Source organism: Burkholderia sp. 22088, from assembly GCF_052045915.1.
Lineage (GTDB): Bacteria > Pseudomonadota > Gammaproteobacteria > Burkholderiales > Burkholderiaceae > Burkholderia > Burkholderia cepacia.
The window spans coordinates 376,265-399,148 of sequence record NZ_JBQEPY010000002.1 but is presented as its reverse complement, the minus strand read 5'-3'; the positions used below and the strand labels follow the sequence as shown (position 1 = coordinate 399,148).

20 protein-coding genes and 1 pseudogene are annotated in these 22,884 nt (G+C 67.6%); 10 read left to right on the top strand and 11 right to left on the bottom strand.

The features are described from left to right. The first annotated feature begins 608 nt into the window (after positions 1-608). On the top strand, positions 609-2,318 hold the full coding sequence (leuA, locus tag ACTJLD_RS04935; protein WP_124546304.1) for a 2-isopropylmalate synthase: 1,710 nt from the start codon (positions 609-611) through the stop codon (positions 2,316-2,318). Here the strand turns inward: leuA and ACTJLD_RS04930 are convergent. Then, on the bottom strand, positions 2,236-3,303 hold the full coding sequence (locus tag ACTJLD_RS04930) for a LysR family transcriptional regulator (protein ID WP_440658173.1): 1,068 nt from the start codon (positions 3,301-3,303) through the stop codon (positions 2,236-2,238). The genes leuA and ACTJLD_RS04930 overlap by 83 nt on opposite strands. A gap of 102 nt (positions 3,304-3,405) precedes the next feature. Further along, positions 3,406-4,179, bottom strand: coding sequence for an AraC family transcriptional regulator (locus tag ACTJLD_RS04925; protein ID WP_027790000.1), 774 nt, complete (start codon positions 4,177-4,179; stop codon positions 3,406-3,408). 98 nt (positions 4,180-4,277) lie between these two features. Here ACTJLD_RS04925 and ACTJLD_RS04920 point away from each other — a divergent pair, with 98 nt between their 5' ends. The 4 genes from ACTJLD_RS04920 (at position 4,278) to ACTJLD_RS04905 (ending at position 9,218) form a co-directional block, all read left to right on the top strand. Further along, positions 4,278-5,798 (top strand): efflux transporter outer membrane subunit, encoded by a 1,521-nt coding sequence (locus ACTJLD_RS04920; RefSeq protein ID WP_440658172.1) that lies wholly within the window; start codon positions 4,278-4,280, stop codon positions 5,796-5,798. A 47-nt stretch (positions 5,799-5,845) separates the two neighbouring features. Then, positions 5,846-6,964 carry an HlyD family secretion protein gene (locus tag ACTJLD_RS04915; RefSeq protein WP_440658171.1) on the top strand — a complete coding sequence of 373 codons (1,119 nt, stop codon included), beginning with the start codon at positions 5,846-5,848 and terminating at the stop codon, positions 6,962-6,964. After that, positions 6,961-8,553 carry a DHA2 family efflux MFS transporter permease subunit gene (locus tag ACTJLD_RS04910; protein WP_440658170.1) on the top strand — a complete coding sequence of 531 codons (1,593 nt, stop codon included), beginning with the start codon at positions 6,961-6,963 and terminating at the stop codon, positions 8,551-8,553. Before ACTJLD_RS04915 ends, ACTJLD_RS04910 begins: the two co-directional genes overlap by 4 nt. Before the next feature lie 260 nt (positions 8,554-8,813). Next, positions 8,814-9,218, top strand: coding sequence for a hypothetical protein (locus tag ACTJLD_RS04905; protein ID WP_021160608.1), 405 nt, complete (start codon positions 8,814-8,816; stop codon positions 9,216-9,218). Positions 9,219-9,298: 80 nt separating this feature from the next. On the opposite strand, the gene ACTJLD_RS04900 is transcribed toward ACTJLD_RS04905, so the two are convergent. From ACTJLD_RS04900 to ACTJLD_RS04880, 5 genes and pseudogenes are all read right to left on the bottom strand, one after another. Continuing rightward, on the bottom strand, positions 9,299-9,619 hold the full coding sequence (locus ACTJLD_RS04900; RefSeq protein ID WP_124840481.1) for a helix-turn-helix domain-containing protein: 321 nt from the start codon (positions 9,617-9,619) through the stop codon (positions 9,299-9,301). After that, a complete protein-coding gene (locus ACTJLD_RS04895; protein WP_226153309.1) occupies positions 9,616-9,897 on the bottom strand; it encodes a SymE family type I addiction module toxin in 282 nt (93 codons plus the stop codon). The genes ACTJLD_RS04900 and ACTJLD_RS04895 overlap by 4 nt, the downstream gene beginning before the upstream one ends. A 574-nt stretch (positions 9,898-10,471) precedes the next feature. Next, positions 10,472-11,281: a prolipoprotein diacylglyceryl transferase family protein gene (locus tag ACTJLD_RS04890; protein WP_440658169.1), complete on the bottom strand. Its 810-nt coding sequence runs from the start codon at positions 11,279-11,281 to the stop codon at positions 10,472-10,474. Between the two features lie 746 nt (positions 11,282-12,027). Next, a pseudogene (locus ACTJLD_RS04885) lies at positions 12,028-12,614 on the bottom strand (DUF4410 domain-containing protein). 257 nt (positions 12,615-12,871) lie between these two features. Continuing rightward, positions 12,872-13,879: a hypothetical protein gene (locus ACTJLD_RS04880; protein ID WP_440658168.1), complete on the bottom strand. Its 1,008-nt coding sequence runs from the start codon at positions 13,877-13,879 to the stop codon at positions 12,872-12,874. A gap of 193 nt (positions 13,880-14,072) precedes the next feature. Between ACTJLD_RS04880 and ACTJLD_RS04875 the strand changes: the two genes are divergently transcribed. Continuing rightward, complete coding sequence (locus ACTJLD_RS04875) at positions 14,073-14,798, top strand: class I SAM-dependent methyltransferase (protein ID WP_059696165.1); 726 nt, start codon at positions 14,073-14,075, stop codon at positions 14,796-14,798. Positions 14,799-14,984: 186 nt separating this feature from the next. Here ACTJLD_RS04875 and ACTJLD_RS04870 read toward each other — a convergent pair whose 3' ends face one another. The 3 genes from ACTJLD_RS04870 to ACTJLD_RS04860 form a co-directional block, all read right to left on the bottom strand. Further along, the gene (locus tag ACTJLD_RS04870) at positions 14,985-15,461 is read right to left on the bottom strand and encodes an N-acetyltransferase family protein (protein WP_440658165.1); all 477 of its coding nucleotides are present in this window, start codon (positions 15,459-15,461) and stop codon (positions 14,985-14,987) included. Positions 15,462-15,615: 154 nt separating this feature from the next. Beyond that, positions 15,616-16,611 (bottom strand): zinc-dependent alcohol dehydrogenase family protein, encoded by a 996-nt coding sequence (locus ACTJLD_RS04865; protein ID WP_440658163.1) that lies wholly within the window; start codon positions 16,609-16,611, stop codon positions 15,616-15,618. A 61-nt stretch (positions 16,612-16,672) separates the two neighbouring features. Continuing rightward, positions 16,673-16,975, bottom strand: coding sequence for an ArsR/SmtB family transcription factor (locus ACTJLD_RS04860; protein WP_048021417.1), 303 nt, complete (start codon positions 16,973-16,975; stop codon positions 16,673-16,675). A 198-nt stretch (positions 16,976-17,173) separates the two neighbouring features. Between ACTJLD_RS04860 and ACTJLD_RS04855 the strand changes: the two genes are divergently transcribed. Next, complete coding sequence (locus ACTJLD_RS04855; RefSeq protein ID WP_176114519.1) at positions 17,174-18,838, top strand: ABC transporter ATP-binding protein; 1,665 nt, start codon at positions 17,174-17,176, stop codon at positions 18,836-18,838. Positions 18,839-18,872: 34 nt separating this feature from the next. Here the strand turns inward: ACTJLD_RS04855 and ACTJLD_RS04850 are convergent, their stop codons facing one another. Continuing rightward, positions 18,873-19,910 carry an aldo/keto reductase gene (locus ACTJLD_RS04850; RefSeq protein WP_440658161.1) on the bottom strand — a complete coding sequence of 346 codons (1,038 nt, stop codon included), beginning with the start codon at positions 19,908-19,910 and terminating at the stop codon, positions 18,873-18,875. Between the two features lie 132 nt (positions 19,911-20,042). Between ACTJLD_RS04850 and ACTJLD_RS04845 the strand changes: the two genes are divergently transcribed. The 3 genes from ACTJLD_RS04845 (at position 20,043) to ACTJLD_RS04835 (ending at position 22,782) form a co-directional block, all read left to right on the top strand. Continuing rightward, a complete protein-coding gene (locus tag ACTJLD_RS04845; protein WP_027789986.1) occupies positions 20,043-20,930 on the top strand; it encodes a LysR family transcriptional regulator in 888 nt (295 codons plus the stop codon). Between the two features lie 174 nt (positions 20,931-21,104). Next, complete coding sequence (locus tag ACTJLD_RS04840; protein WP_021160594.1) at positions 21,105-21,404, top strand: ArsR/SmtB family transcription factor; 300 nt, start codon at positions 21,105-21,107, stop codon at positions 21,402-21,404. Positions 21,405-21,429: 25 nt separating this feature from the next. Then, positions 21,430-22,782 carry a pyridoxal phosphate-dependent decarboxylase family protein gene (locus ACTJLD_RS04835; protein ID WP_027789985.1) on the top strand — a complete coding sequence of 451 codons (1,353 nt, stop codon included), beginning with the start codon at positions 21,430-21,432 and terminating at the stop codon, positions 22,780-22,782. Positions 22,783-22,884: the final 102 nt, after the last annotated feature.

The following is a 22,884-nucleotide window of genomic DNA, read 5'->3' as shown; positions in this document are numbered from 1 at the left end:
CATCTCGGTCATGGCCGCGCCCACCGGCCACCACCGAACGCCCGCGCCGAAACCCGATCGCAATGGAAATGGGGTGCGGCAACCGGCGAAGTGGATTGACCCACTCACTCCGAACGTGAACAGGGCTCCACCGGCGCCGCACCCATGAAGCATATCGACGGGGCTGCGCGACGCCTATCGGACAGGACTGATTCTGAGCGATCAAATTCGGCGTCATTTGCGCCCGGCCCGTTGACAGCCCCCGTCACCCTGTGATTTGATTCCGGCCATGCAAGCCGCCCAGCCCCTCTTCTCGCTACGACTACTAGCCCGTTTCTCCGGGCTGGGTCTGCGGCTGCGCGCTTTCCATCTGCTTCTTTCCTGAAGCGCCAGATTTCCCCCGCATCACCGACCTGGCCCCGGTTGTCGACCGGCGCCTGAGTTCGTCTTTCTTCCGAATCGTTCCGCTCCGTCCCGGTCGCTCAACCGCCAAGGCTGTCGTTCGCCGTACCGCTTTGCCGTTGTGCCGCTTTCCACCGTTTTCACCGCTGTGCGCGCAGCCTGCCACCACGACTGATGGCCATCGCGCCGCGGTTTCCTGACCCACCGACCGAGGACCGAACATCATGATGCTGAAGAACCCCGCGACGAAGTACCGACCGTTCACGCCCGTCAACCTGCCGAACCGCATGTGGCCGACGCGCACGATCACGCAAGCGCCGATCTGGATGAGCACCGACCTGCGCGACGGCAACCAGTCGCTGTTCGAGCCGATGGACGCGGCGCGCAAGATGCGGATGTTCAAGATGCTGGTCGCGATCGGCTTCAAGGAGATCGAGGTCGCGTTTCCGTCGGCGTCGGAGACCGACTTCAACTTCGTGCGCGAACTGATCGAAGGCGGCCACATTCCCGACGACGTGACGATCGAGGTGCTCACGCAGGCCCGCGACGACCTGATCGAGCGTACCTTCGACTCGCTGCGCGGCGCGAAGCGCGCGATCGTTCACCTGTACAACGCGACCGCGCCGGAATTCCGCAAGATCGTGTTCGGCCTCGACCGCGACGGCGTGAAGGCACTCGCGGTGAACGCGGCGCGCACGATCAAGCGCTGCGCCGACGCCGCGACCGACACGCATTTCACGCTGCAATACAGCCCGGAAACCTTCACGGCGACCGAGCTGGATTTCGCGAAGGAAGTCTGCGACGCCGTGTTCGACGTCTGGCAGCCGACGCCGGAGCACAAGGCGATCGTGAACCTGCCCGCCACGGTCGAAGTCGGCACGCCGAACTTCTACGCGGACCAGATCGAATGGATGCACCGCAACCTCGCGCGCCGCGATGCGCTGATCGTGTCCGTGCATCCGCACAACGACCGCGGCACCGCGGTCGCGGCGGCCGAGCTCGCGGTGATGGCCGGCGCGGACCGGATCGAGGGCTGCCTGTTCGGCAACGGCGAGCGCACCGGTAACGTCGATCTCGTCACGCTCGCGCTGAACCTCTACTCGCAGGGCGTCGATCCGGGCCTCGATTTCTCGCAGATCAACGAAGTCGCGCGCACGTCCGAGGAATGCACGCAGTTGCCGATCCACCCGCGCCATCCGTATGTCGGCGACCTCGTGTTCACCGCGTTCTCCGGCTCGCATCAGGACGCGATCAAGAAGGGCTTCGCGGTACAGAAACCCGACGCCGTATGGGAAATGCCGTACCTGCCGATCGATCCGAGCGATGTCGGCCGCACGTACGACTCGATCATTCGCGTGAACAGCCAGTCGGGCAAGGGCGGTATCGCGTACCTGCTCGAGCAGAGCTATGGCGTCGCGCTGCCGCGCCGCCTGCAGGTCGACTTCAGCGCGGCCGTGCAGCGCCTGACCGACGACAGCGGGCTCGAGGTGACGAGCGCGCAGATCTGGTCGCTGTTCCAGCAGGAATACGTGGAAGGCGATGCGCCGCTGCGTTATGTCGGTCATGAACTGAGCGAGCGCGACGGCCGCGAGACGATCGTGCTGACCGCCGACGTGCACGGCGAGCGCCGCGTGCTGCGCGGTGAAGGCAACGGCCCGCTCGACGCGCTGATGCACGCGCTGCGTACGCCGCTGCGCATCCAGCACTACGAGGAGCGCGCGCTGTCGCAAGGCGCCGATGCGAAGGCGATCGCGATCGCGGAGCTGGCCGGGTCGGGCGTGCGCGGCAGCGCGTTCGGCGTCGGTATCGACGCGAACCTGACGACCGCGTCGATCCGCGCGGTGATCAGCGGTGTCAACCGCGCGTATGCGCGCGCGGACGAAGCGGTGCAGGCGACGTTTTTTGGCGCGCATTCCGCGGTGAAGGCTGTCGCGTAAGCGGCGTCGTGGCGGCTGCGCCGGCGGTGTCCGGCGCGGTCGCGTCGCCGCCGCCTTGGTGGCCGTCCCGGTGGCCGCTGCGCGGCCCGGCAAGCGCATCGCGCAGTTCCACCTTCATGAAATCCACCCACGCGCGCGTCTTCGCGTCGATGTGCCGGCGTGACGGGTACACCAGAAACACGCCCACGTCGTCCGCCCGGTAATCGGGCAGCACGCGCACCAGCGCGCCTGAACGCAGATCGTCCGCCGCGACGAATTCCGGCAGCAGGCCGATTCCCGCCCCTTCCCGCACCGCGATCGCGAGCGATGCCGCGACGTCGGCCGTCATCGCCGGCTCGAACGCGACCGTTTCCGCATCCGCACCGCGCGTCAGTGCCCATTCACCCGCCGGGTAGGCGGGTGCGACCAGCTGCAGGCAGCGATGCCGCACGAGTGCGCGCGGCGTATCCGGCATGCCGTGATGCGCGACATACGCGGGCGCCGCGCACAGCACGCTGCCGATTCGCCCGACATCGATCGCGACCTGATCGGAGCTCGGCAGGTTCGGCATTGCGATGATGGCGACGTCGTAGCTGCCGCGGATCAGGTCGGGCACGTGCGGCGCGAGCGTCAAATCGACGCTGACTTCCGGATAACGCGCCTGGAAGCGCGCGACCAGCGGAATCACGAAACGGTTCGCGATGCTGGCGCTGCAGTGCGCGCGCAGTCGTCCGTACGGATGCAGCCGCGCACCGCGCGCTTCGCGTTCGCTCGCGTCCACTGCGAGCGTGATGTCGCGTGCGCGGGCCAGATAGCGTTCACCGGCTTCGGTCAGGCACATCGAGCGCGTCGTGCGGTTCAGCAGCCGGATGCCGAGATGCGTTTCGAGCGACGCGATCGCGCGGCTGACATACGCGGTCGTGAGGTTGAGCCGCTTGCCGGTTTCGGTGAAGGTTCCCGCGTCGGCGAGCGTGACGAAAACCTGCATGCGTTGAATCAGATCCATCGGCGGAGCGCGAGTGTCGTGCGATGCCGCCACTGTAGCGGGCCACACGTTGCGCCGCGCACGCGCGGCAGCGCTCGATCGTCGCGAAACGGACAGCGCTGTTTATCGCCGCCGGAAGTATTCGCTCGGCGGCACGCCGAGCGCCTTGCGGAACATCGCCGCGAACGCGCTCGGGCTGTCGTAGCCGTGCTCGAGCGCGAGTTCGAGGATCGGCGTGCCGGCCGCGAGGCGCGGCAGGCTCAGCAGCAATCGCGCGTGGCGGCACCATGCGCCGTGCGTCATGCCCGTCTCGCGCTTGAACGTGCGTGCGAGCGTGCGCTCGTTCATGTGCGCATCGCGCGCCCACGACTGCAGCGTGACGGCCAACGACGGGTCGTTGACCAGCTGCGTGCACAGCGCGGCGAGTGCCGGATGGCGCGGCATCGGCACATGCAGCGACAGCAGCGGCGCGATTTCGATTTCGTCGAGGATCAGCGCGAGCACGCGTCCCGCGCGATGCGAAAGGTCGTAGTCGGCCGGCAGTTCGCACGCGGTCACGATCAGTTCGCGCAGCAACGTGCCGACCTCGATCACGCGGCACTCGCCCGGCAGGCTCGGCCGCACTTCGCGCGCGACGAACACCGAGCGCATCTGCACGTCGCCGGCCATCCGGATCTCGTGCTGCGTGCCGGCCGGCACCCACACCGCGCGCCCTGTCGGCACGACCCAGCTGCCGGCATCCGCATGCACGAGCATCACGCCGGAAATCGCGTGAATCAGCTGGCCGTGCCGGTGCGAATGCGGCGGATACAGGACGCCGGACGCCGCGTCGGACACGGCGACCGCGATCTGCTTGTGCTTGTCCTTGCGCTCGAGCGCGCTGAAAAATGGGTCCACTTGTCCTTTTCTCGACGACGAATGCGCTTTGCGCGCGAGATCGACTGAATGTGCCGAAATTACCATAGGCCCATCGTTTGTTCGACTGCCACCGCACGATGCGCGCCTCCTTCCTTGCTTCGCTTTCCTTCGTTTTACCCGTTGCCGCCTCGTCTTGCGCGCCGCGCATCGCCGCCACGCTGCTGAGCGCGGCGATGCTGGGCGCATGCTCCGTCGGCGAGCCGTATCGCCCGCCGTCGATCGACGCGGCACATCGCGCGCCGTTCGATGCCGCCGTCGATGCGCCCGTCGCGCCGGGCGGCGCGTTGCCCGATCGCTGGTGGCAACTGTTCGACGATCCGGCGCTGGACGCACTCGTGCGCGAAGCGCTTGCGCAAAACCGCGATCTCGCGGTGGCCGCGGCACGCGTCGCGCGGGCGCGCGCCGTGCTCGACGAAGCGGGCGCCGCGCGATTGCCCGACACGACGGCCGGCTTCGGCGTCGACTACGGCAAGCACGCGCCCGATCAGATCGTCGCGAGCGCGAAGGGCACCGATGCACGTACGCGCCGGGGATTCGCGCCGTCGTTCGCGCTGTCGTGGGAAGTCGATCTGTGGGGGCGTGTCGGTTATCTCGTCGATGCCGCGCGCGCCGATTCGGACGCCGTGCAGGCGGCATCGGATGCGATGCGCGTCACGGTGGCCGCCGAGACGACAGCCGCCTACGCGCAGGCGTGCGCGTACGGCGAGCGGATCGACGTGGCCGAGCGTTCGGTCGCGATCGCCGACCGCCTCGCCGCGCTGACCGCACGGCAGCGCACGCACGGTCTCGTGTCCGATCTGGAAGTCGCGCGATCGCGCGCGTTCGCCGACGATACGCGTGCCGAACTGCCGGCGCTGACTGGCGCGCGCCGCGCCGCGTTGTATGAGCTGGCGGTGCTGACCGGGCACGCGCCCGGCGCGATTCCCGATGCGGCCGCGCGCTGCCATGCGACGCCGGCGCTGGCGCGGCCGTTTCCGGTCGGCGATGGCGCCGCGCTGCTCCGGCGCCGGCCCGACTTGCGCGAAAGCGAGCGCCGGCTCGCCGCGTCGAACGCGCGGATCGGTGCCGCCACGGCCGAGCTGTATCCGTCGATCGTGCTCGGCGGGTCGGTGAACTGGCTGTCGACAACCGGCGATCCGTCGTCGCTCGGCGACAAGTACGCGATCGCGTGGGGCGTCGGGCCGCTGATTACCTGGCGCTTTCCGAATCTCGCGGCGAGCCGCGCGCAGCTCGCGCAGGCACGCGCGGACGATGCGGCCGCACGCGCGTCGTTCGACGCGCAGGTGCTGCGCGCGCTGAAGGAAACCGAACAGGCGCTCGCGCGATACGGCGCCGAGTGGCGCCACAAGGCCGCGCTCGAAACCGCGCGCGCCGAGCACGCGCGTGCTTTCCGGCTCGCGGAACTGAACTACGACGCGGGCGCGCTGGATTTTCTCGGCGTGCTCGACGCGCAGCGCAGCCTCGTCGCGGTCGATGCGGCGCTCGCCGCGTCGACGCAGCAGGTCGCGCTCGATCAGGTTGCCGTCTTCAAGGCACTGGGGGGCGGCTGGCAGCGTCAGGGCCAGCGCAAGCCCGTTATTGACGTGAACGGGCCGTGACCGGCCGTTCGTGAATCCGCACGCACTCAACCCTTCCGATTCCGATCATGAGCACCACAGCCGTACCCGAGAAATCCGCCCGTTTCGCGCGGCGCCACTGGATCGCCGCCGGCGCCTTCATCACCGTCATCGTGCTGGCCGGGTTCGGCTGGCGCTGGTGGACGGTCGGCCGCTTCATCGAGCACACCGACGATGCCTACGTGCGCGCCGACATCGTGACCGTCAGCCCGCGGGTGGCCGGTTATGTCGCAAGCGTGGCCGTCGACGACAACCAGCCCGTGAAGCGCGGCGACGTGCTCGTCACGCTCGACGATCGCGACTATCGCGCGAGGCTCGACGACGCGCAGGCGGCCGTTGCCGCCGCCGATGCGACGTTGCAGGCCGAGGAAGCCGCGGCCGCGACGCTCGACGCGCAGGTCGGCCAGCAGCGCAGCGTGATCGAGCAGGCGCAGGCCGACGCGGCCGCCGCGCGTGCCGAGGCGACCCGACGCGACGCGGATGCGGCGCGCTACAAGCAGTTGCTCGCCGAATCGGCCGCCAGCGGGCAGCGCTGGGAACAGGCGCACGCCGATGCGCTGAAGGCGCGCGCGGAACTGGCGCGCGCCGGTGCGGCCGTGCGCGCGCAGGACGACCAGCAGACGGTGTTGCGCCGGCGCCGTGCCCAAAGCACGGCCGCGATCGAGCAGGCGCGTGCGCGGCTCGCGGCGTCCCGCGCGAAGCTCGCGCTGGCGCAACTCGATCTCGAGCACACGGTGATCCGCGCGACCCGCGACGGCACGATCGGCCAGCGGGCGGTGCGCGCGGGTCAGTACGTCGAGGTCGGGATGCCGTTGCTCGCGGTCGTGCCGCTGCGCGACGTGTACGTCGTCGCGAACTTCAAGGAGACGCAGCTCGGCGCGATGCGCGACGGGCAGCCGGTCGAGATCGACGTCGATACCTACTCGGGCCGCACGCTGCACGGCCGCGTGCTCGGGCTCGCCCCGGGCTCGGGCGCCGAATTCGCGCTGCTGCCGCCCGACAACGCGACTGGCAACTTCACGAAGATCGTGCAGCGCGTACCCGTGAAGATCCGCCTCGATGCGCCTCCGCCGGGCCTCGTGCTGAGGCCCGGCATGTCGGTGATCGCGCGCGTCGATACGCGCGGCGCACCGGGAGCCGGATCGTGACGGCCGCGGCATCACGGGGCGCGCAGGCCGCGCACGACGAAACCGTCTCGCTGCGCGCGTGGGTCGCGGTGCTCGGCGGCGTGTTCGGCTGCTTCATGGCGGGGATGAACGTGCACGTGACGAACGCGTCGCTGCCCGACATCCGCGGGTCGTTGGGCGCGAGCTTCGAGGAAGGCTCGTGGATCTCGACCGCGTACCTCGTTGCCGAGATCGTCGTGATTCCGCTCACCGGCTGGCTCGTGCAGGTGTTCTCCGCGCGCCGCGTGCTGCTCGTCGGCGCAACGGGGTTCCTCGCGTTCTCGATCGCGTGCTCGGTCGCGCCGACCATTTCGACGATGATCGTCGCGCGCGCGCTGCAGGGCGCGTTCGGCGGCGTGCTGATTCCGCTGTCGTTCCAGCTGATCGTCACCGAGCTGCCACCGTCGAAGCATCCGCTCGGGATGGCGCTGTTCGCGGTCGCGAACAACGTCGCGCAGGCGGCCGGGCCGTCGCTCGGCGGCTGGCTCACCGACATGTATTCGTGGCGCTGGATCTTCTATCTGCAGATTCCGCCCGCGATCGCGCTGATCGCGGCGATCGCGTGGGCGATCCGGCCGGTGCCCGTGCAGTTGTCGAAGCTGCGCCAGGCCGACTGGTTCGGGATCGCGACGATGGCGATCGGCTTGAGCGCGCTGCAGATCGTGCTGGAGGAGGGCGGGCGCAAGGACTGGTTCGCGTCCGACCTGATCGTCGAGCTGTCGATCGTCGCGGTGGCGGGGCTCGTCGCGTTCGTCGCGATCGAGCTGCGGCGCGAGGCGCCGTTCATCAACCTGCGGCTGCTCGGCCGCTACAACTTCGGGATCGCGAGCCTGATGCAGTTCCTGTTCGGCGCGGTGGTGTTCGGCGTCGTGTTCCTCGTGCCGAACTACTTCGCGGAGCTGCACGGCTACAGCGCGCGCGACATCGGCCTCGCGATGATCCCGTACGGGCTCGTGCAGTTCGTGATGTCGTTCCTGACGCCGCCGCTGATGCGCCGCACGAGCCCGCGCGCGACGATCGTGCTCGGTTTCGCGCTCGTCGCGGCCGGCTGCCTGATGAACATCCACCTGACCGCCGACGCCGCGTCGAACGTGATCGTGCCGTCGCTCGTCGTGCGCGGGATCGGGCAGTCGCTCGTCGTGATCGCGCTGTCGGTGATGGCCGTCGACGGGATCGAGAAGGCGCAGCTCGGTTCGGCGTCCGGCGTGTTCAACATGGTGCGCAATGTCGGCGGTGCGATCGGCATCGCGGTGGCGAGCCAGATCGTCGTCGAGCGGCAGAAGCTGCATGCGATGCGGATCGGCGAGGCCGTGACGCCGTTCTCGGAAGCGTTTCAGGAACGCATGGCGATGCTGGTGCGGCTGCTGTCGCGCGTGCATGTGCCGCGTGCCGATGCGTTGCCGGGTTCTGCGACCGGCGGCGTGCACGAGCTGGCGCTCGCGCTCGTGAACCAGCGCGTGATGCGTGAGGCGCTGTTGATGGCGTACAGCGATACGTTCCTGATCGCGGGTGTTGCGATGGCGGGATGTACGGCGGCGGCGTTCCTGTTGAAGGAGAAAAGGACAGCGTGATGGGGACGGACGCCCGATATCGAAGCCTGACATACCTGACAGGCGAAGAATTCCTGCAATGGGCGTATCGTTCACCCGGCGCAGGCGGGACGACCGGCCTGCGGCCGATATCGTGAGGCAGGCCGGCGCATGTCGCCGGCCTGTCGTTCGTGGTGGCCACGGACGCCAGGGTCGCGCAGATCCGCGCTTCAGGCCCCTCCTCTCCGTGGTCCTTGTCCATTCAACCGGCCCTTTGTCGGGCCCATCGCGAGGAAAGCGTCATGACGAAACCCGATTCCCTGAAAGGCGACATCAAGGAGCAAGCCCAGGAAGCCGATCGCCACAACCTGGCGCGCCCCGCCGTGAACGGCGCATTGTGGGCGCGCGGACTGACGACGCAGCGGGTGGCCGACCTGTTCAGGACGCAGCGGGGCCTGCCGGGGCACTGGATGCAGGTTCAGAACGAGGTCAACGCCGGGAACCGCTATTTCTATGGTGTCCAGAACGGCCACCAGACGACCGACGAAGGCAAGGAACTGATCCGCTGGATCGCCGATGCGGTGATCAGCGCCGCGCAGCGCGCGGAGTTCGATTTTCCGCTGCAGCAGCTTCAATTTACGGCCGACACGGGCTGGTTGAAGCTGCAGCGCGTGTCGGGTCGTGTGATGGTGTTGTCGCGTCCCTGACCGTCAGGTCCGGCGCATCGTCGGAACGCGGGGCGACCGGGGCGCGGCTGCTACGCCCCCTTCGTTCCTTTTGTCGACTGTCAGACTGAAACCGTGATGCCTGCCGAATGCGGCGGCCCCGCAGGCCGCACCACGATTTCCACCTGCTGGCCGAGCGACGCCAGCGTCTGCATCAGCAGTTCCAGCGAGACGTTCCGGAGTCTTTCGCGTTGCTCGGGCGTGACGACCGGCCGGGCCATCTCCGCGAGCGCCGCAGCCTCGTCTTCGCTCAGGCCGCGCGAGACGGTCAGTGCGTTGATCTTCAGGACGAGCGCGGATTTGGCCGACAGTGCGCCCGCGTCATCGAGGCCGAAGTCGGCCGGCAAGGTGCCGGCACGTTGTCGCGAGGCGTTGCGATTCATTGCGCGCCTCCCGTGATCACCGAGAACGTCGGCCGCGGCTGGCCTGTCGAGCGATCGGCATCCTGGCCGATATCGTCGCCGGGCGCTTCTTCGATCGGCGTGACCACCAGCCGCTTGTGCATCACCTCGATCCGCAGGCGCTGCCCGGGTTCGAAACCCGCTGCGTCGATCCAGCGGCCGGACAGCTTCATCCACAGATGGAGGGCCGGCGGTGCCGTGTCGGCGAGCCTGAGATGTGGAACGATGCGGCGAGTCTGAAAAGACGTGCGAGCGGGCATGGAACAATCGTGAAAGCGAACCGGTGCGTTATGATTCCCGTCAGCCATGACTGACTCCTGTACAGAGTGGGTTGTGGTCAGCGGCCCGCGCGTGGTAGTGCACGCGCGGGCCGCGCTCGTTTACGCAGTGGATTTCGATCGGCATCCCGTCACATGGTTGGCATGGCGAAATGAAATGGCATTCCAGGCGAAAACGTGCAATCACTCTAGCCGAGATCGGCCGGCATCAGGTGTCGGTCCGGAGCGCCTTCGTCTGCACTGACGGACGCACCGATGTCTTGCAGGCTTGCTGCGAAACGCTTCCCCGGCGATTGCGCCGGCGGGCCGCGTCGTCACTTTATTGACGATATGTCAGAAAGCGTGTCGGTCGAATGCTCCGATTCGCCTGCCACACGTCGCACGAGGATGTCATGGGCGTCGTGCAGGGCCGCCCGAACTTGCGCGGGAAACCGCCGTGCTTTCCGCCACGGCGGCCGCGAATCATGCGTGCAGCGTGTTCATCTCCCGGCCCGGCTCGCCGCGGTCGAGGCGCGGATGTGACGCAGCGATGCCGCGGCCTTTCGGCCGACGCGCGTTACTGGCCGAAGCGGTCCGCCACGGCGTCCTTCAGCCGTGCGGCAGTGATCTCGCCCATGTGCGATTCGACGAGATTGCCTTTCGCATCGAAGAAGAGCGTCGTCGGCAGCCCGCGCGAACCGTAGGCCTGCATCGCGTGCAGCGTGCGATCGAGCAGCACGTGATCGAACCGCAGCCCTTTCTGTTCGAGGAACGCGCGCACTGCGTGCGCATCTTCGCCCTGGTTGACCATCAGCACCGTCATCCCCGGATGATCCTGCTGCGCTTGCGCGAGGATCGGCATTTCGCGCTGGCACGGCGGGCACCACGTGGCCCACAGGTTCACGACGACCGGCTTGCCCGCGAAGCGTTGCGCAGGCACCGGCGTGGCGTCGAGCGCTTCGAGCCGCAACGCGGCAAGCGGCGGCGCGCCGTGCTGCAACGTTGCGAGCGTGCCCTGCGCGATGCCCCACGCGGCGAGGCCCGCGAGCATGCCGGCCATCACCGGGCGACACAGCGCGGGCAGGCGGCGCAGGCGCCAGCCCGCGAACACGATTCCGGCCGCGAGGCCGATGCGCCAGTCGAAACCGCCGTCGCCGAGCGCGACGATCGAGCGCGGTGCGGCGGCGTACTCGTGCCACCACTGCGCGACGTAGCCGATGCGCGCGGCGATCAGCCCGAGCAACAAGGTATCGAGGATCAGGCTCGATGCGGTCTTGTGCTGGCCGTCCGGCGGGCGGCGCTGGATGAAACGGGCGACGAGCCACGCGAGCAGCGCGGCGACGGCCACCGCGACGACGCGGATCGAGAAGGGACCGATGCTTAACATGAGCAGGAAAGGGGCGACTTGATCGAGCGGGGGCAGGAGGACGATGATCGGCCGATGAGCGCGATGCGGTCAACGGTCGTGATGCGATTCGACATGGCGCGATGTGTGCGGGTTCCCGGCGCGGCGTGCGCATATTCGGGATGCCGTCATTGTTCGGTCGGTGCGCGGTCGTTCAGGCTGGTCTGATGATCGGTTGCGAATCGCTCGTCGACAATGCGGTCGCCGGTCCGGCGTGGTGTCCGTCGGTGTCTCGAAAGGGATCTCTGCCTGACGGTCGGTTCCCCCGAGCGGCTGCATTCCCGTCGTTTCACATGCAATCGTGAATGCGTTGTGGCGGTGGATGGGCTCGGCCGCGATCCGATTCATGCCGGCTGATTCGATGGAACGGGATCGTTGCCGGATACGGGCACCGGGCAGTCACTCGCGCACGGCGTGGCGCCAGGTTGGTGGCAGGCACAGGGTTCCGATGAAGGCAACACATATGAACCGTCGTTGCTGATCGGCCGACTGATGGCTGAGCATTTGTGCAAGCGAGGCTTGCGACCGAATTTAGGAATTCGGCGATGCTGTCATGCCGCGCGCGGGCGCGCGGTGAGCGGCGGGGCATGGCCGGTGACTGGCGAGCAGGCTGAAAGGCCCCGGTCGGCGACGATCGTTGCGTGCGACATCCGCATCGTCGCCGGCGGATGAGCGCGACCGCTGCCGCCCGGCGGGCCGCGCATTCGCGGCCGGCCGGGCGTCGGGCATTACTGCGTCTTCGTCTGCGTGGCGTTCGCCTGTTGCGCGCCGGCCGCCGGTTCGAGCGTCGTCAGCGTCTGCTCGGTGAACTTCTCGTACAACCAGTTCATGCGCGTATCGTCCATGCCGCCTGCGATGCCGCCGAGCGCGTACGAAGCCGATACCTTGAAGCGGTCGATCTGATGATTGTCGGCGTCGAGCAACGTCACGGTGCCGTCGACGTGATCGTTGCCCGCCATGAAGCCGAACATGACGGCCGAGAAGCTCGAGCGCACGCGAATGCCGTTGACTTCGACGTTCAGGTGCATTGCATCGGTCGAATCCGCTTTTGCCAGCAGCTTGCGTGCGTCCAGTGCGCCTTCGATTTTTTCCTGCAGTTTCTTCGCGTCGAACTTCAGGTTGTCTTTCAACGCTTCCTGCGCGGTATTGTCGAGCGTGACCTTCACGACCACGGGTTTCGTGCCGAATTTCATCGTCGATGCGGTCACGGCGGCCCCGCCTGATCGCTGGCGTCGCGTGTCACGCTGCTGGCGCAGCCCGACAGGAAGCCGATCGTCACCAATGCCAGAGCGGCATGACGGAATACAGATTTCATGATTTGGTCTTTTTAGTTCGGGTTATTTGAGATGGCTCTATGGCCGGGCGGGAATCTAGCACAGGGCGATCCGGTTCAAATGGTCGAATAGATCGAACATGCCGTTTGATCCGGATTCGTCGCGCCTTCGGTGCCGATGCAAACCTGCGCCGCTCACGTGACGGGCGATGACGGCGCACAGCTCGCCGGAGCGATGGGGTCCACGCGCATGCGGGAGGCCGGCTTCCAGCGTGGCGGCACCGGCTACGTGCGTCTCGTCACGGGTTGTTACCCGGCGCCGCCCCGCCGAGCCGATATGCCGTGAAGAACTCGTACCACGGCGACCCTTCCGCGACCGGCACGTCGAGCGCCGCGGTCCGCCGCTTCAACGCGCCGAACACGTCGTTGATACGCGCGGCCTGCCCCGCATCGTTGAACGGATGGGGCCGTGCCCGGCCGGCCGCGAACGCGCCATATGCAATCGCGAGCAGGCGTGCGCTGTCGTCGGTCGACGCGATCGATCCGTTGATCGCTTCGGCGAGGCGCGGCCGGTCTTCGGCGCGCGATCCGGACAGGCACAGGAACACGATCGCCGACAGTTCGTGCAGGTCCTTCACGCGCAGCAGCGCCGGCAGCCGCGCGACGATTCGCTCGACCGGCTCGTCGCGCAGTGCGTCGCCGAAGTCGAGCACGGCGGTCATCGGGTTCGTGTCCGCTGTCAGGCGATCGAGCGCCGACGGTGCGGCCGACGTGCTGGCGCCGTCCGGCGACGCTGCCGGCGCAGACCGCAACGCATCGGCCACCTGCTGCGTCCATTCCGGAAAGATCATCCGCACGTTGCCGAACTGCTCGCCGCCTTCCGCCGCCGGATTCCATCGATACACGATCGTGCCGCCGCGAATGAACGGCGAATACAGGTGTTCGGGCGTTTGCGGCAGCGGCCGCCGGTTGATCGGCAGCCAGGCGAGCGTCAGCCAGTCGTAGCGGCCGGTGGCGGGCACGGCAGGGCTCGAGCTCGCGACGACCTGCCACGTGCCGCGATTCGCGTAGCGACGCCGCGCGTCGGGCACCGGGACGGTCCGGCCTTTCGCGGTGTCGAAGTACGTCGTGCCGGTCACGTTCGATCCGCTGTCCGCGGCCGGCGTGATGGTGGCGATGACCCACGACACGCCGTCCGCCGAACGGTAGTCGGACGGCTTCAGCGTCGCGACGTCGTGCACCATGCGCGTTTCCGCCGCGACGGGGCTCGGGGGGAGATTGGCGGGCGCGGCCAGGATGCTCGGCATGGGATGTCCTCGGAATCGGGTGCGCATCGCCGGGCGGGGGCGACGCGCGGCGGCGCGGATTGTTTTATGTCACTGTAGAACGTCGCCGCCGGAAACGGAAACCGGCGGCGCGGCACAGCCTGGTCGCGCGTTCCGCCGCATCGGCTTACCATGCGCATCCTGAGCCAACGACGCACACCGGGCGGGAGCGCGCATGACCGACACGAAAGCCATCACCGAACACTGGACACAGGTCGCCGACCAATGGATCGGCTGGGCCGGCAAGCCCGGGCACGATGCGTTCTGGAAATACCGCGCGGGGCTCGCGGCCTATATCGGCCGCGACACCGGCCGCGCGCTGGAGATCGGCTGCGGCGAAGGCCGCGTGAGCCGCGAACTGAAGGCGCTCGGCTACGACGTGACCGCGACCGACGTGGTGCCCGCGATGCTCGACGCCGCCCGTCATGCGGATTCCGCGCATCGCTACGAGCTGGCCGACGCGGCGTCGCTGCCGTTCGACGCGGCCAGCTTCGATCTCGTGATGGCATACAACGTGCTGATGGATCTCGACGACATGCAGCGCGCGTTGAACGAGGCGCGCCGCGTGCTGAAGCCGGGCGGGCTGCTGTTCATCTCGCTCGTGCATCCGTTTCGCGATCGCGGCGGCTTCGCGGGGCCGCAACCCGATGCGCCGTTCGTGCTGAAGGGCAGCTATTTCGGGCGCGAGCACTTCGACGGCGTGGAAACGCGCGACGGGCTGTCGATGCATTTCGCGGGCTGGTCGCTGCCGCTGCAGGCGTATATGGACGCGCTGGAAGCGGCCGGGTTCGCGATCGTGTCGCTGCGCGAGCCGCCGCCCGACCACGCCGATACGGATCAACTGAAGCAGTGGGCGCGCGTGCCGCTGTTTCTGTGGATCAAGGCGCGGCCGGTGGGGTGAGCGCGGGCGGTCAATGTCGGGCGACGACGATGGGTTCGCCAGTACGGAAGAGAACACAAATTGACGCGTTGAATTGGTAGCCGTGGGGATACAGCAACCGACGGAATGACGGATCTTGTGTCCCCTGGGCTACTGTGGCCTGTCGACGTGAGACGGCCAGCATTCCGACACCCATTTTCATCCGTTTCAGCGCAACAGCTCCTTCCGGTAGAGCACGGCCCCGGTTTTTTCCGCGACGGTGTCGTAGAGCCGCATCGCCGTGTGGTTCGCTTCGTGTGTCTGCCAGGACACGCGTTCGGCGCGATGCGCACGCGCGGTGTCGTACACGGCTTCGATCAGCGCGCGGCCGACGCCCTTGCCGCGCTCGCTGTCGAGCGTGAACAGATCCTGCAGGTAGCAGACCGGCCCGGCGTGCGTCGTGCTGCGGTGATACAGGAAATGCACGAGCCCGACGAGCTTGCCGTCGCGTTCCGCGACGAAAGCATGGACGGGCTCGTAGCCGTCGAAGAAGCGCGACCACGTGAGCTGCGTGATGCGCATCGGCAGGGCCGTATCGTCGAAGCGGCCGTAGAAGCGGTTATAGCCGTCCCACAGCGGCAGCCACTGGTCGTAGTCGTTTTTAGTGACCGCGCGTACGGTCAGTCCTGTTTCGTTGGCGTTCATGTTGGCGGACCTTTCGAGGAGAAGGGCGCGCGCCTCCGATCCGGCCGGCGCGTCGCAGGTCTCTACGATAGGACGTTCGCGGCACCATCGGTAGGCCCATGACGACTACATTTCATGGTGCCACGGCCAGCGGTCGAGCATCCGCGCAACAGGCTCATGAAGACGCGGCAACACGGTCGAGATGAGTCGACGGCTCGACCGCGATCGCGATCTTTCCTCGAACACCGTGGCGGGGACTTTCCAGCCGGGCATGGGCGAGCGGAATATCGGCAAGGGAATAGACGGCGCCGACGTGTGGCCGCAGCTGTCCGCGCGCAACCAACGCGCTCAGCTCATCCAGCTTGCCGCGGTTTTGCCTCGTGAAAACGAAGTGATAGCTCGCGTTCTTGCCCCAGGCCTGAATGACGTTTTGCGGCTGTGCGATGTCCACGATCGTGACGACGCGGCCAAGCTGTGCGAGCGCGTCGGGGCTGCGCGACAAGGTGTTGCCGCCGATGGTGTCGAACACTACGTCGACTCCGCGGCCACCCGTGGTCCGCATGACGGCGTCGACGTAATCGTCCTTTTCGTAGTCGATGACCTCATCGGCCCCCAGACTTCGGGCGAATTCGACGTTGGCTGCGCGCACGGTCGTGAACACCCTCGCGCCGATGGCTTTGGCGAGCTGGATCGCCACATGGCCGACGCCTCCCGCGCCACCGTGTACCAGAATGCTTTCCCCCACGCGCAGCGCCGCACGCACGACCAGTGCTTCCCATGCCGTCCCGCCGACCAGGGTCAGGCTTGCCGCTTCGAGATGGCTCAGTGACGGCGGCTTCTTCCCGACGATGTGTTCGGCGGCAACGTGGTACTCGGCATAACTGCCCGGCCCGTCGAAGATTTGCGGGGTGTACCAGACTTCGTCTCCCGGAGAGAAGGCTGTCACACCCGGCCCGACTGCTTCGACCACGCCGGAGACGTCATGCCCGGTAATGGCCGGCAGCGGCACCAGGTCGGGATAGTCGCCACGCCGGACCTGATAGTCCAGCGGGTTGATGGACGTCGCATGGACGCGGACCAGAACTTGTCCCGCGTGCGGCACGGGCTTGGGTACGTCACGCAGTTCGAACGATTCCGGGCCGCCAAATGATTTGAGCATGAGCGCTTTCATTGGAACTCCTTGTTTCGACAAAAAGAGATATCGGGAATTATCGATATGATGCGGCAAAAAATTACAGCTCTTTGCCAATGGCCTTGGCAAGCGCACTGATGGCTGCTTCGTTGCGCTTGTAGTAGGTCCACTGGCCGATGCGCCTGACCTCGACCAGGCCGGCGCGTTGCAGCGTGGCAAGATAATCGGACACCGTCGACTGCGACAGCCCGACACCCTCCTGAATGCTGCTGACGCAAACGCCCACCGTGAGCACGTCCCCTTCGTCCTGCGGAGGGAAGTTTTTCACGGGATCCTTCAAGCCTTGCAGGATCTCGAGACGAGTCCGGTTCGAGAGGGCCTTGAAAATGTCGAGCAATTCCATGGCGCGGAGTATATCGAGATTTACCGATATGTCAATGTGAGGGGCATCCGCCGTTTGGTAGTGTCCAGGGCTAACCGGTCTTCGAAGGCCCCGCGTTGCTGCCGCCGTGCCGCCGGAACGCCGCCGTGTCTTTGCTTTCGGTCTGTTAGACTTTTCGGCCGTCTGTCGCCATCCGGGTCGCCCCCGGTTTTTCGCGTCATGAACGAACACCACGCGCCGAATCCGATTGTCGAGGTGCTGCGAGCCTACTGGAAGGCCGATCGCTGGATGCTGCTGACGGTCGCGGCGGTCGTCGTGCTGTCGAGTGCGAGCGCCGTCGCCGCGCCCTATCTGTTCTCGCGTCTGATCGACGCGCTGTCGCATCGCGGCGTGCTCCATGCGCTGATCCCGGGCTTTGTGCTCTATGCGGTGTTGCTGGGCCTGTCCAGCGCGCTGCAACGCGTGGTGCAGTACCTGTCCTTCACGAGTTCCAAGAATCTCGGATTCATCACCGGCACGCGCTTCTTCGAGCGCATCCTGAAGAAGACCACGGCCTTCTTCGTCGAACACAATCCGGCTGAAATCCAGAGTGCGAACGAACGCGGCAGCCGCGCACTGTCGGTGCTCGTGCAACTCGCGCTGATGGACCTGATCCCCGGCACGCTTCAGATCGTGCTGACGCTCGCCACGCTCGGCGCGCTGATCAATTTCGAGGTCGTGGCCATCACGGCCGCCTACGGCGCGGTCGCAGTGACGATCGCGATCGTTGCCGCGCGGCGCTCGCGCGCGTTTCTCGACCGCGCCATCGAGGCCGGGCAGGAGAATGCGCGTTTCGTCGGCGGCGCGATCAATGCGATGGAGACGCTTCGGCATTTCGGCAGCCATCGGTGGATGAGCGAACGTTTCTCCGAGAAAGCGCGCGTCGAGCGCGACAGCTGGCGCGCATACGTGCTGCAGCACGTCGGCTATCTCGCGCTGCTGGGTCTCTGCCTCGCGGTCCAGTTCTCGGTGACGTTCTGGTTGCTGCTGCCGCGCCATGAAGCCGGTGCGCTGTCGATCGGCGACATCGTGCTGTTCAACACGTTGCTGTTGCAACTGAACCTGCCGTTCGAAATGCTCGCGCGCTCGATCGACGAGAGTGCGCGCTCCCGCGCGGCCCTCGTGCCGTTCGCGGCGCTCTGGGCGGCACCCGAGGAGCGGCAGGTGTCGCACGCATCGGCGTTCGTGCCGCGAGAAGGGCGCGTGGTGTTCGATCATGTCGGCTACGCGTACGGCAACGGGCGCGGCGTGACCGATGTCGATTTCGTCGCCGAGCGCGGGGCCGTCACGTTCATCGTCGGCGAAACGGGGGCGGGGAAATCGACGATCTTCAAGCTGGCGCTGAAGTCGATCGAACCGACCGGCGGGCGCATTCTCGTCGACGGCGTCGATCTCGCGGACATCGACCGCGCCGACTGGTACGGTGCGGTCGCCGTCGTGCCGCAGGACGTAGTGCTGCTGAACGAAAGCCTGGAGGACAACATTCTGCTCGGCCGGCCGCACGATGCTCGGCGTTTGCGGGAAGCCGCTGCGAGGGCCGCGATCCTGACGTTCATCGACGGCCTGCCGGACGGCTTCCGCACGACGGTGGGCGAGCGCGGGCTGAAGCTGTCCGGCGGCGAGCGCCAGCGCATCGCGATCGCCCGGGCGCTGTACGGCAACCCGACCGTACTGTTTCTCGACGAGGCGAGTTCCGCGCTGGATGAAGCGACGGAGCGCGACATCATGGAACACGTGCGACTGCTCGCCCGCGATGTCACGGTGATCGCGATCACCCACCGGCGCTCGGTCATCGGCGCGGCCGACAAGGTCGTGCGGCTCGGCCGGGCAGGCGTGCCGGCCTGACACAGGCACGCAACCGCGTCGCCGCTACCGTCCCTTACCCGCGCATCGGCGGGTTCAACCGCGCGAACGCCGCCTGCCGGCGATACGGGAAGTACGGATAAGGCGCTTCGACGGCACTCGCCGCATCGAGCTTCGCGACCTGCGCATCGGTCAGCGCCCAGCCTGCCGCGCCGAGGTTCTGGCGCAACTGTTCCTCGTTGCGCGCGCCGATGATCACCGACGACACGGTCGGCCGTTGCAGCAGCCAGTTCAGCGCGATCTGCGGCACCGTCTTGCCGGTTTCCTCCGCGATCGCGTCGAGCACATCGACCACGTCGTACAGGCGCGTTTCGTCGACCGGCGGCCCGTAGCTCGCCGTTTCATGCAGGCGGCTGCCTTCGGGCAGCGGCACGTTGCGCCGGATCTTGCCGGTGAGCCGGCCCCAGCCGAGCGGGCTCCACACGAGTGCGCCGAGGCCCTGGTCGGCGCCGAGCGGCATCAGGTCCCACTCGTAGTCGCGGCCGACGAGCGAGTAGTAGACCTGGTTCGCGACGTAACGCGACCAGCCGTGCCGATCCGCCGCCGCCAGTGACTTCATGATCTGCCACCCCGCGAAGTTCGACACGCCGATGTAGCGCAGCTTGCCCGCGCGCACGAGATCGTCGAGCGTCGACATCACTTCCTCGACCGGCGTGCCCGCGTCGAACGCATGAAGTTGCAGCAGGTCGATGTAGTCGGTGTCGAGGCGGCGCAGCGCATGGTCGACCGCGCGGATCAGTCGCGCGCGCGACGTGCCCGCGTCGTTCGGGCCGTCGCCGGTCGGCAGGCCCGTCTTCGTCGAGATCAGCACCTGGTCGCGACGTCCCTTGATCGCGGCGCCGAGCACGCGCTCGGATTCACCATCCGAATACACGTCGGCCGTGTCGAACAGGTTCACCCCGGCTTCGAGGCAGATGTCGATCAGGCGGCGCGCTTCGTCGACGCCGGTGTTGCCCCATGCGCTGAACAGCGGGCCGGTGCCGCCGAATGTGCCGGCGCCGAAGCTCAGGACGGGAACCTTGAGGCCGGAGCGGCCGAGGGTGCGGTATTCCATGGCGGGTTTCCTGTGGATGATCGAAGCGCCGGGGCGGACGGCCGTGACATCGAGCGTTGCCGCACTGTATCGCTTGCGGACATTTCGGATAATCGGGCAGGCTTCGAAAATATCCTTCGGAAGGAGCGAACAATGCTGCTCGACAATCTCGCGCTGTTCCTGCGCATCGTGGAGAAGGGCGGGCTGGCTGCGGCGGGCCGCGAGGTCGGGCTGTCGCCGGCCACGGTGTCCGAGCGACTGACGGCGCTCGAGCGTCACTACGGCGCGGCGCTGCTCACGCGCACGACGCGCGCGATCAGCCTGACCGACGAGGGCCGCACGCTCGTCGACGGCGCGCGGCGCCTGCTGGCCGAAGCCGATGAACTCGAAAGCCGCGTGCGGCTGGGCGTGCAGACATTGTCGGGGCCCGTGCGGCTGAGTGCGCCGGCCGATCTCGGTCGCGAGCGCGTGGTGCCCGTTGTCGATGCGTTTCTGGCCGAGCATCCAGGTGTGACGGTCGACCTGCATCTCGGCGACGGTTACGTCGATCTCGTCGGGCAGGGGCTCGATTTCGCGATTCGCCGCGGCACGCTCGCGGACAGTTCGCTGCGCAGCCGCTCGCTCGGCCGCGCGCGGCGCGTGGTATGTGCGTCGCCTGCGTATCTCGCCGCGCACGGCACGCCAACGCATCCGGACGATCTCGTTTCTCACGACTGCCTCGTGATGCGTTTCGGGCCGGACCTGTATGCCGAATGGCCGTTCAGCATCGACGGCGAACCGAAGCGCGTGATGGTACGCGGCCGGCGCGTGGCCAACGACGGCGCGCTCGTGCGGGCGTGGTGCATCGCGGGGCATGGCGTCGCGCTGAAGTCGCTGGTCGACGTCGAGCAGGATCTGGCGTCCGGCGCGCTCGTCGAGATCCTTCGCGACTTCTCGCCGGGCGACGTCGACTTGCAGATCGTGTATCCGGGCCGTGCCGCGCAGCCGACGCGCGTGCGCGCGCTGATCGACCGGCTGGCGCAGGCACTGACTGCGGCGTGATGCGGATTACACGGGCTGTCGCGAAACGTTGAAGCAGCGATCCCGCTGCTTTTGCGTCGCGTGTCGATGCAACGCCCGTGCACACCACATCGCCAGCAGCAATCGTCCTTCAAACCAATTGCCCACATTTTGTCATTTAGCTAATATTCGAAACGTCAAACGAAACCGCACCCCATGGACGACGTTACTCGCATCAGCGCCCTGGCCAACGAAAGCCGTCTGGCCGTGATGCGCTGGCTCAAGCAGCCGCGCAAGCATTTCCCGCCGCAGCCGCACGGCGACTTCGACGAGCTCGGCGTGTGCTGCACGTACATCACCGAGAAGCTCGGCATCGCGCCGGCCACGACCACGCGCCACATGCGCATCCTCGCGGATGCCGGGCTCGTGCGGGCGACCCGCGTCGGCAAGTTCACGTACTACAAGCGGATCGACGGCGCGCTGCAGCAGCTCGGCCAAGATCTTTCGCAACTCTGATTCCATTTCCCCCGAGGCAACCGACATGGACGAACTTGCACTGCTGGCCGACGCCGACCGGCGCGCGCACGCGTATCTGGCCGCAACCGGCGAGCGACGCGCGTTTCCCGACGCGGCCGCGCTGGCCGGCCTCGCCGCCTTCGACGAGCCGCTGCCCGACGCGGGCCGCCCGGCCGACGACGTGCTGCGCCTGCTCGACGAGCACGGCACGCCCGCGACGGTCGCGTCGAACGGCCCGAACTACTTCGGCTTCGTGATCGGCGCGGCGCTCCCGGCTGCTGCCGCGGCCGAGCGACTGATGCTCGCGTGGGACCAGTGCGCGTCGTCGTACGCGAATTCGCCGGTCGCGGCGACGATCGAACGCCAGGCCGCGCGCTGGGTGGTTGATGCGCTCGCGTTGCCCGAAGGCAGCGCGGTCGGGTTCGGTACGAGCGCGACAGCCTGCACGCTCGTCGCGCTGGTGGCCGCGCGGCGCGCGCTGCTCGCACGCAAGGGCTGGGATATCGACGAGGACGGGCTGATCGGCGCGCCCGAAGTGAAGGTCGTGATTTCCGCGCTCGCGCACATCACGGTGAAGAAGGCGCTGCGCGTGCTCGGCTTCGGGATGAAGCGCATCGTCGTCGCGCCGGTCGATGCGCACGGTCGCATCGACCCCGCCCAGTTGCCGCCGCTCGACGACATGACGATCCTCTGCGTGCAGGCCGGCGAAGTGAACACCGGCGAATTCGATCCGTTCGCGGCGCTGATTCCGCCCGCGAAGGCGGCCGGCGCATGGGTGCACGTGGACGGCGCGTTCGGCCTGTGGGCACGCGCATCGTCGAAGCGCGCGCTGACGGACGGCATCGACGGCGCGGACAGCTGGACGACCGACGGCCACAAGTGGCTCAACACGCCGTACGACGGCGCGATGGTGATCTGCCGCGACGCGGCGGCGCTCGCCACCGCGATGAACAGCGATGCCGTCTACCTGAGCGGTGCACAGGATGCGCAGAAGAACCTGAACCTCGAATTCTCGCGGCGGGCGCGCGGCATTCCCGTGTGGGCTGCGTTGCGTGCACTCGGCCGCGCCGGCGTGGCGACGATGGTCGAGCGGCATTGCGCGCAGGCGGCGCGGGTTGCGGACGGTCTGCGTGCGGCCGGCTACGAGGTGCTGAACCGCGTCGTGCTGAACCAGGTGCTCGTGCGCGCCGGCACCGACGACGAAACCGCGGCGATCCTCGAAGCCGCACAGGCATCGGGCGACGTGTGGTTCGGCGCGACCGTGTGGCAGGGGCGGCCGGCGTTCCGGATCAGCGTGTCGTCGTGGCGCACGGAAGATGCGCACATCGATCGGCTCGTCGCGTTGCTGACGGCGTTGCGCGGCGTGCACGTGCGCTGAGCGTCGCGCGGCGTCCGCGCCCGTCACGTCGGCGGGCGCAACCTTCGAGCATTCGAAGACGTGCAGCGCGGCGCGCACCATTCGCATCGACGCGCTCGCGCA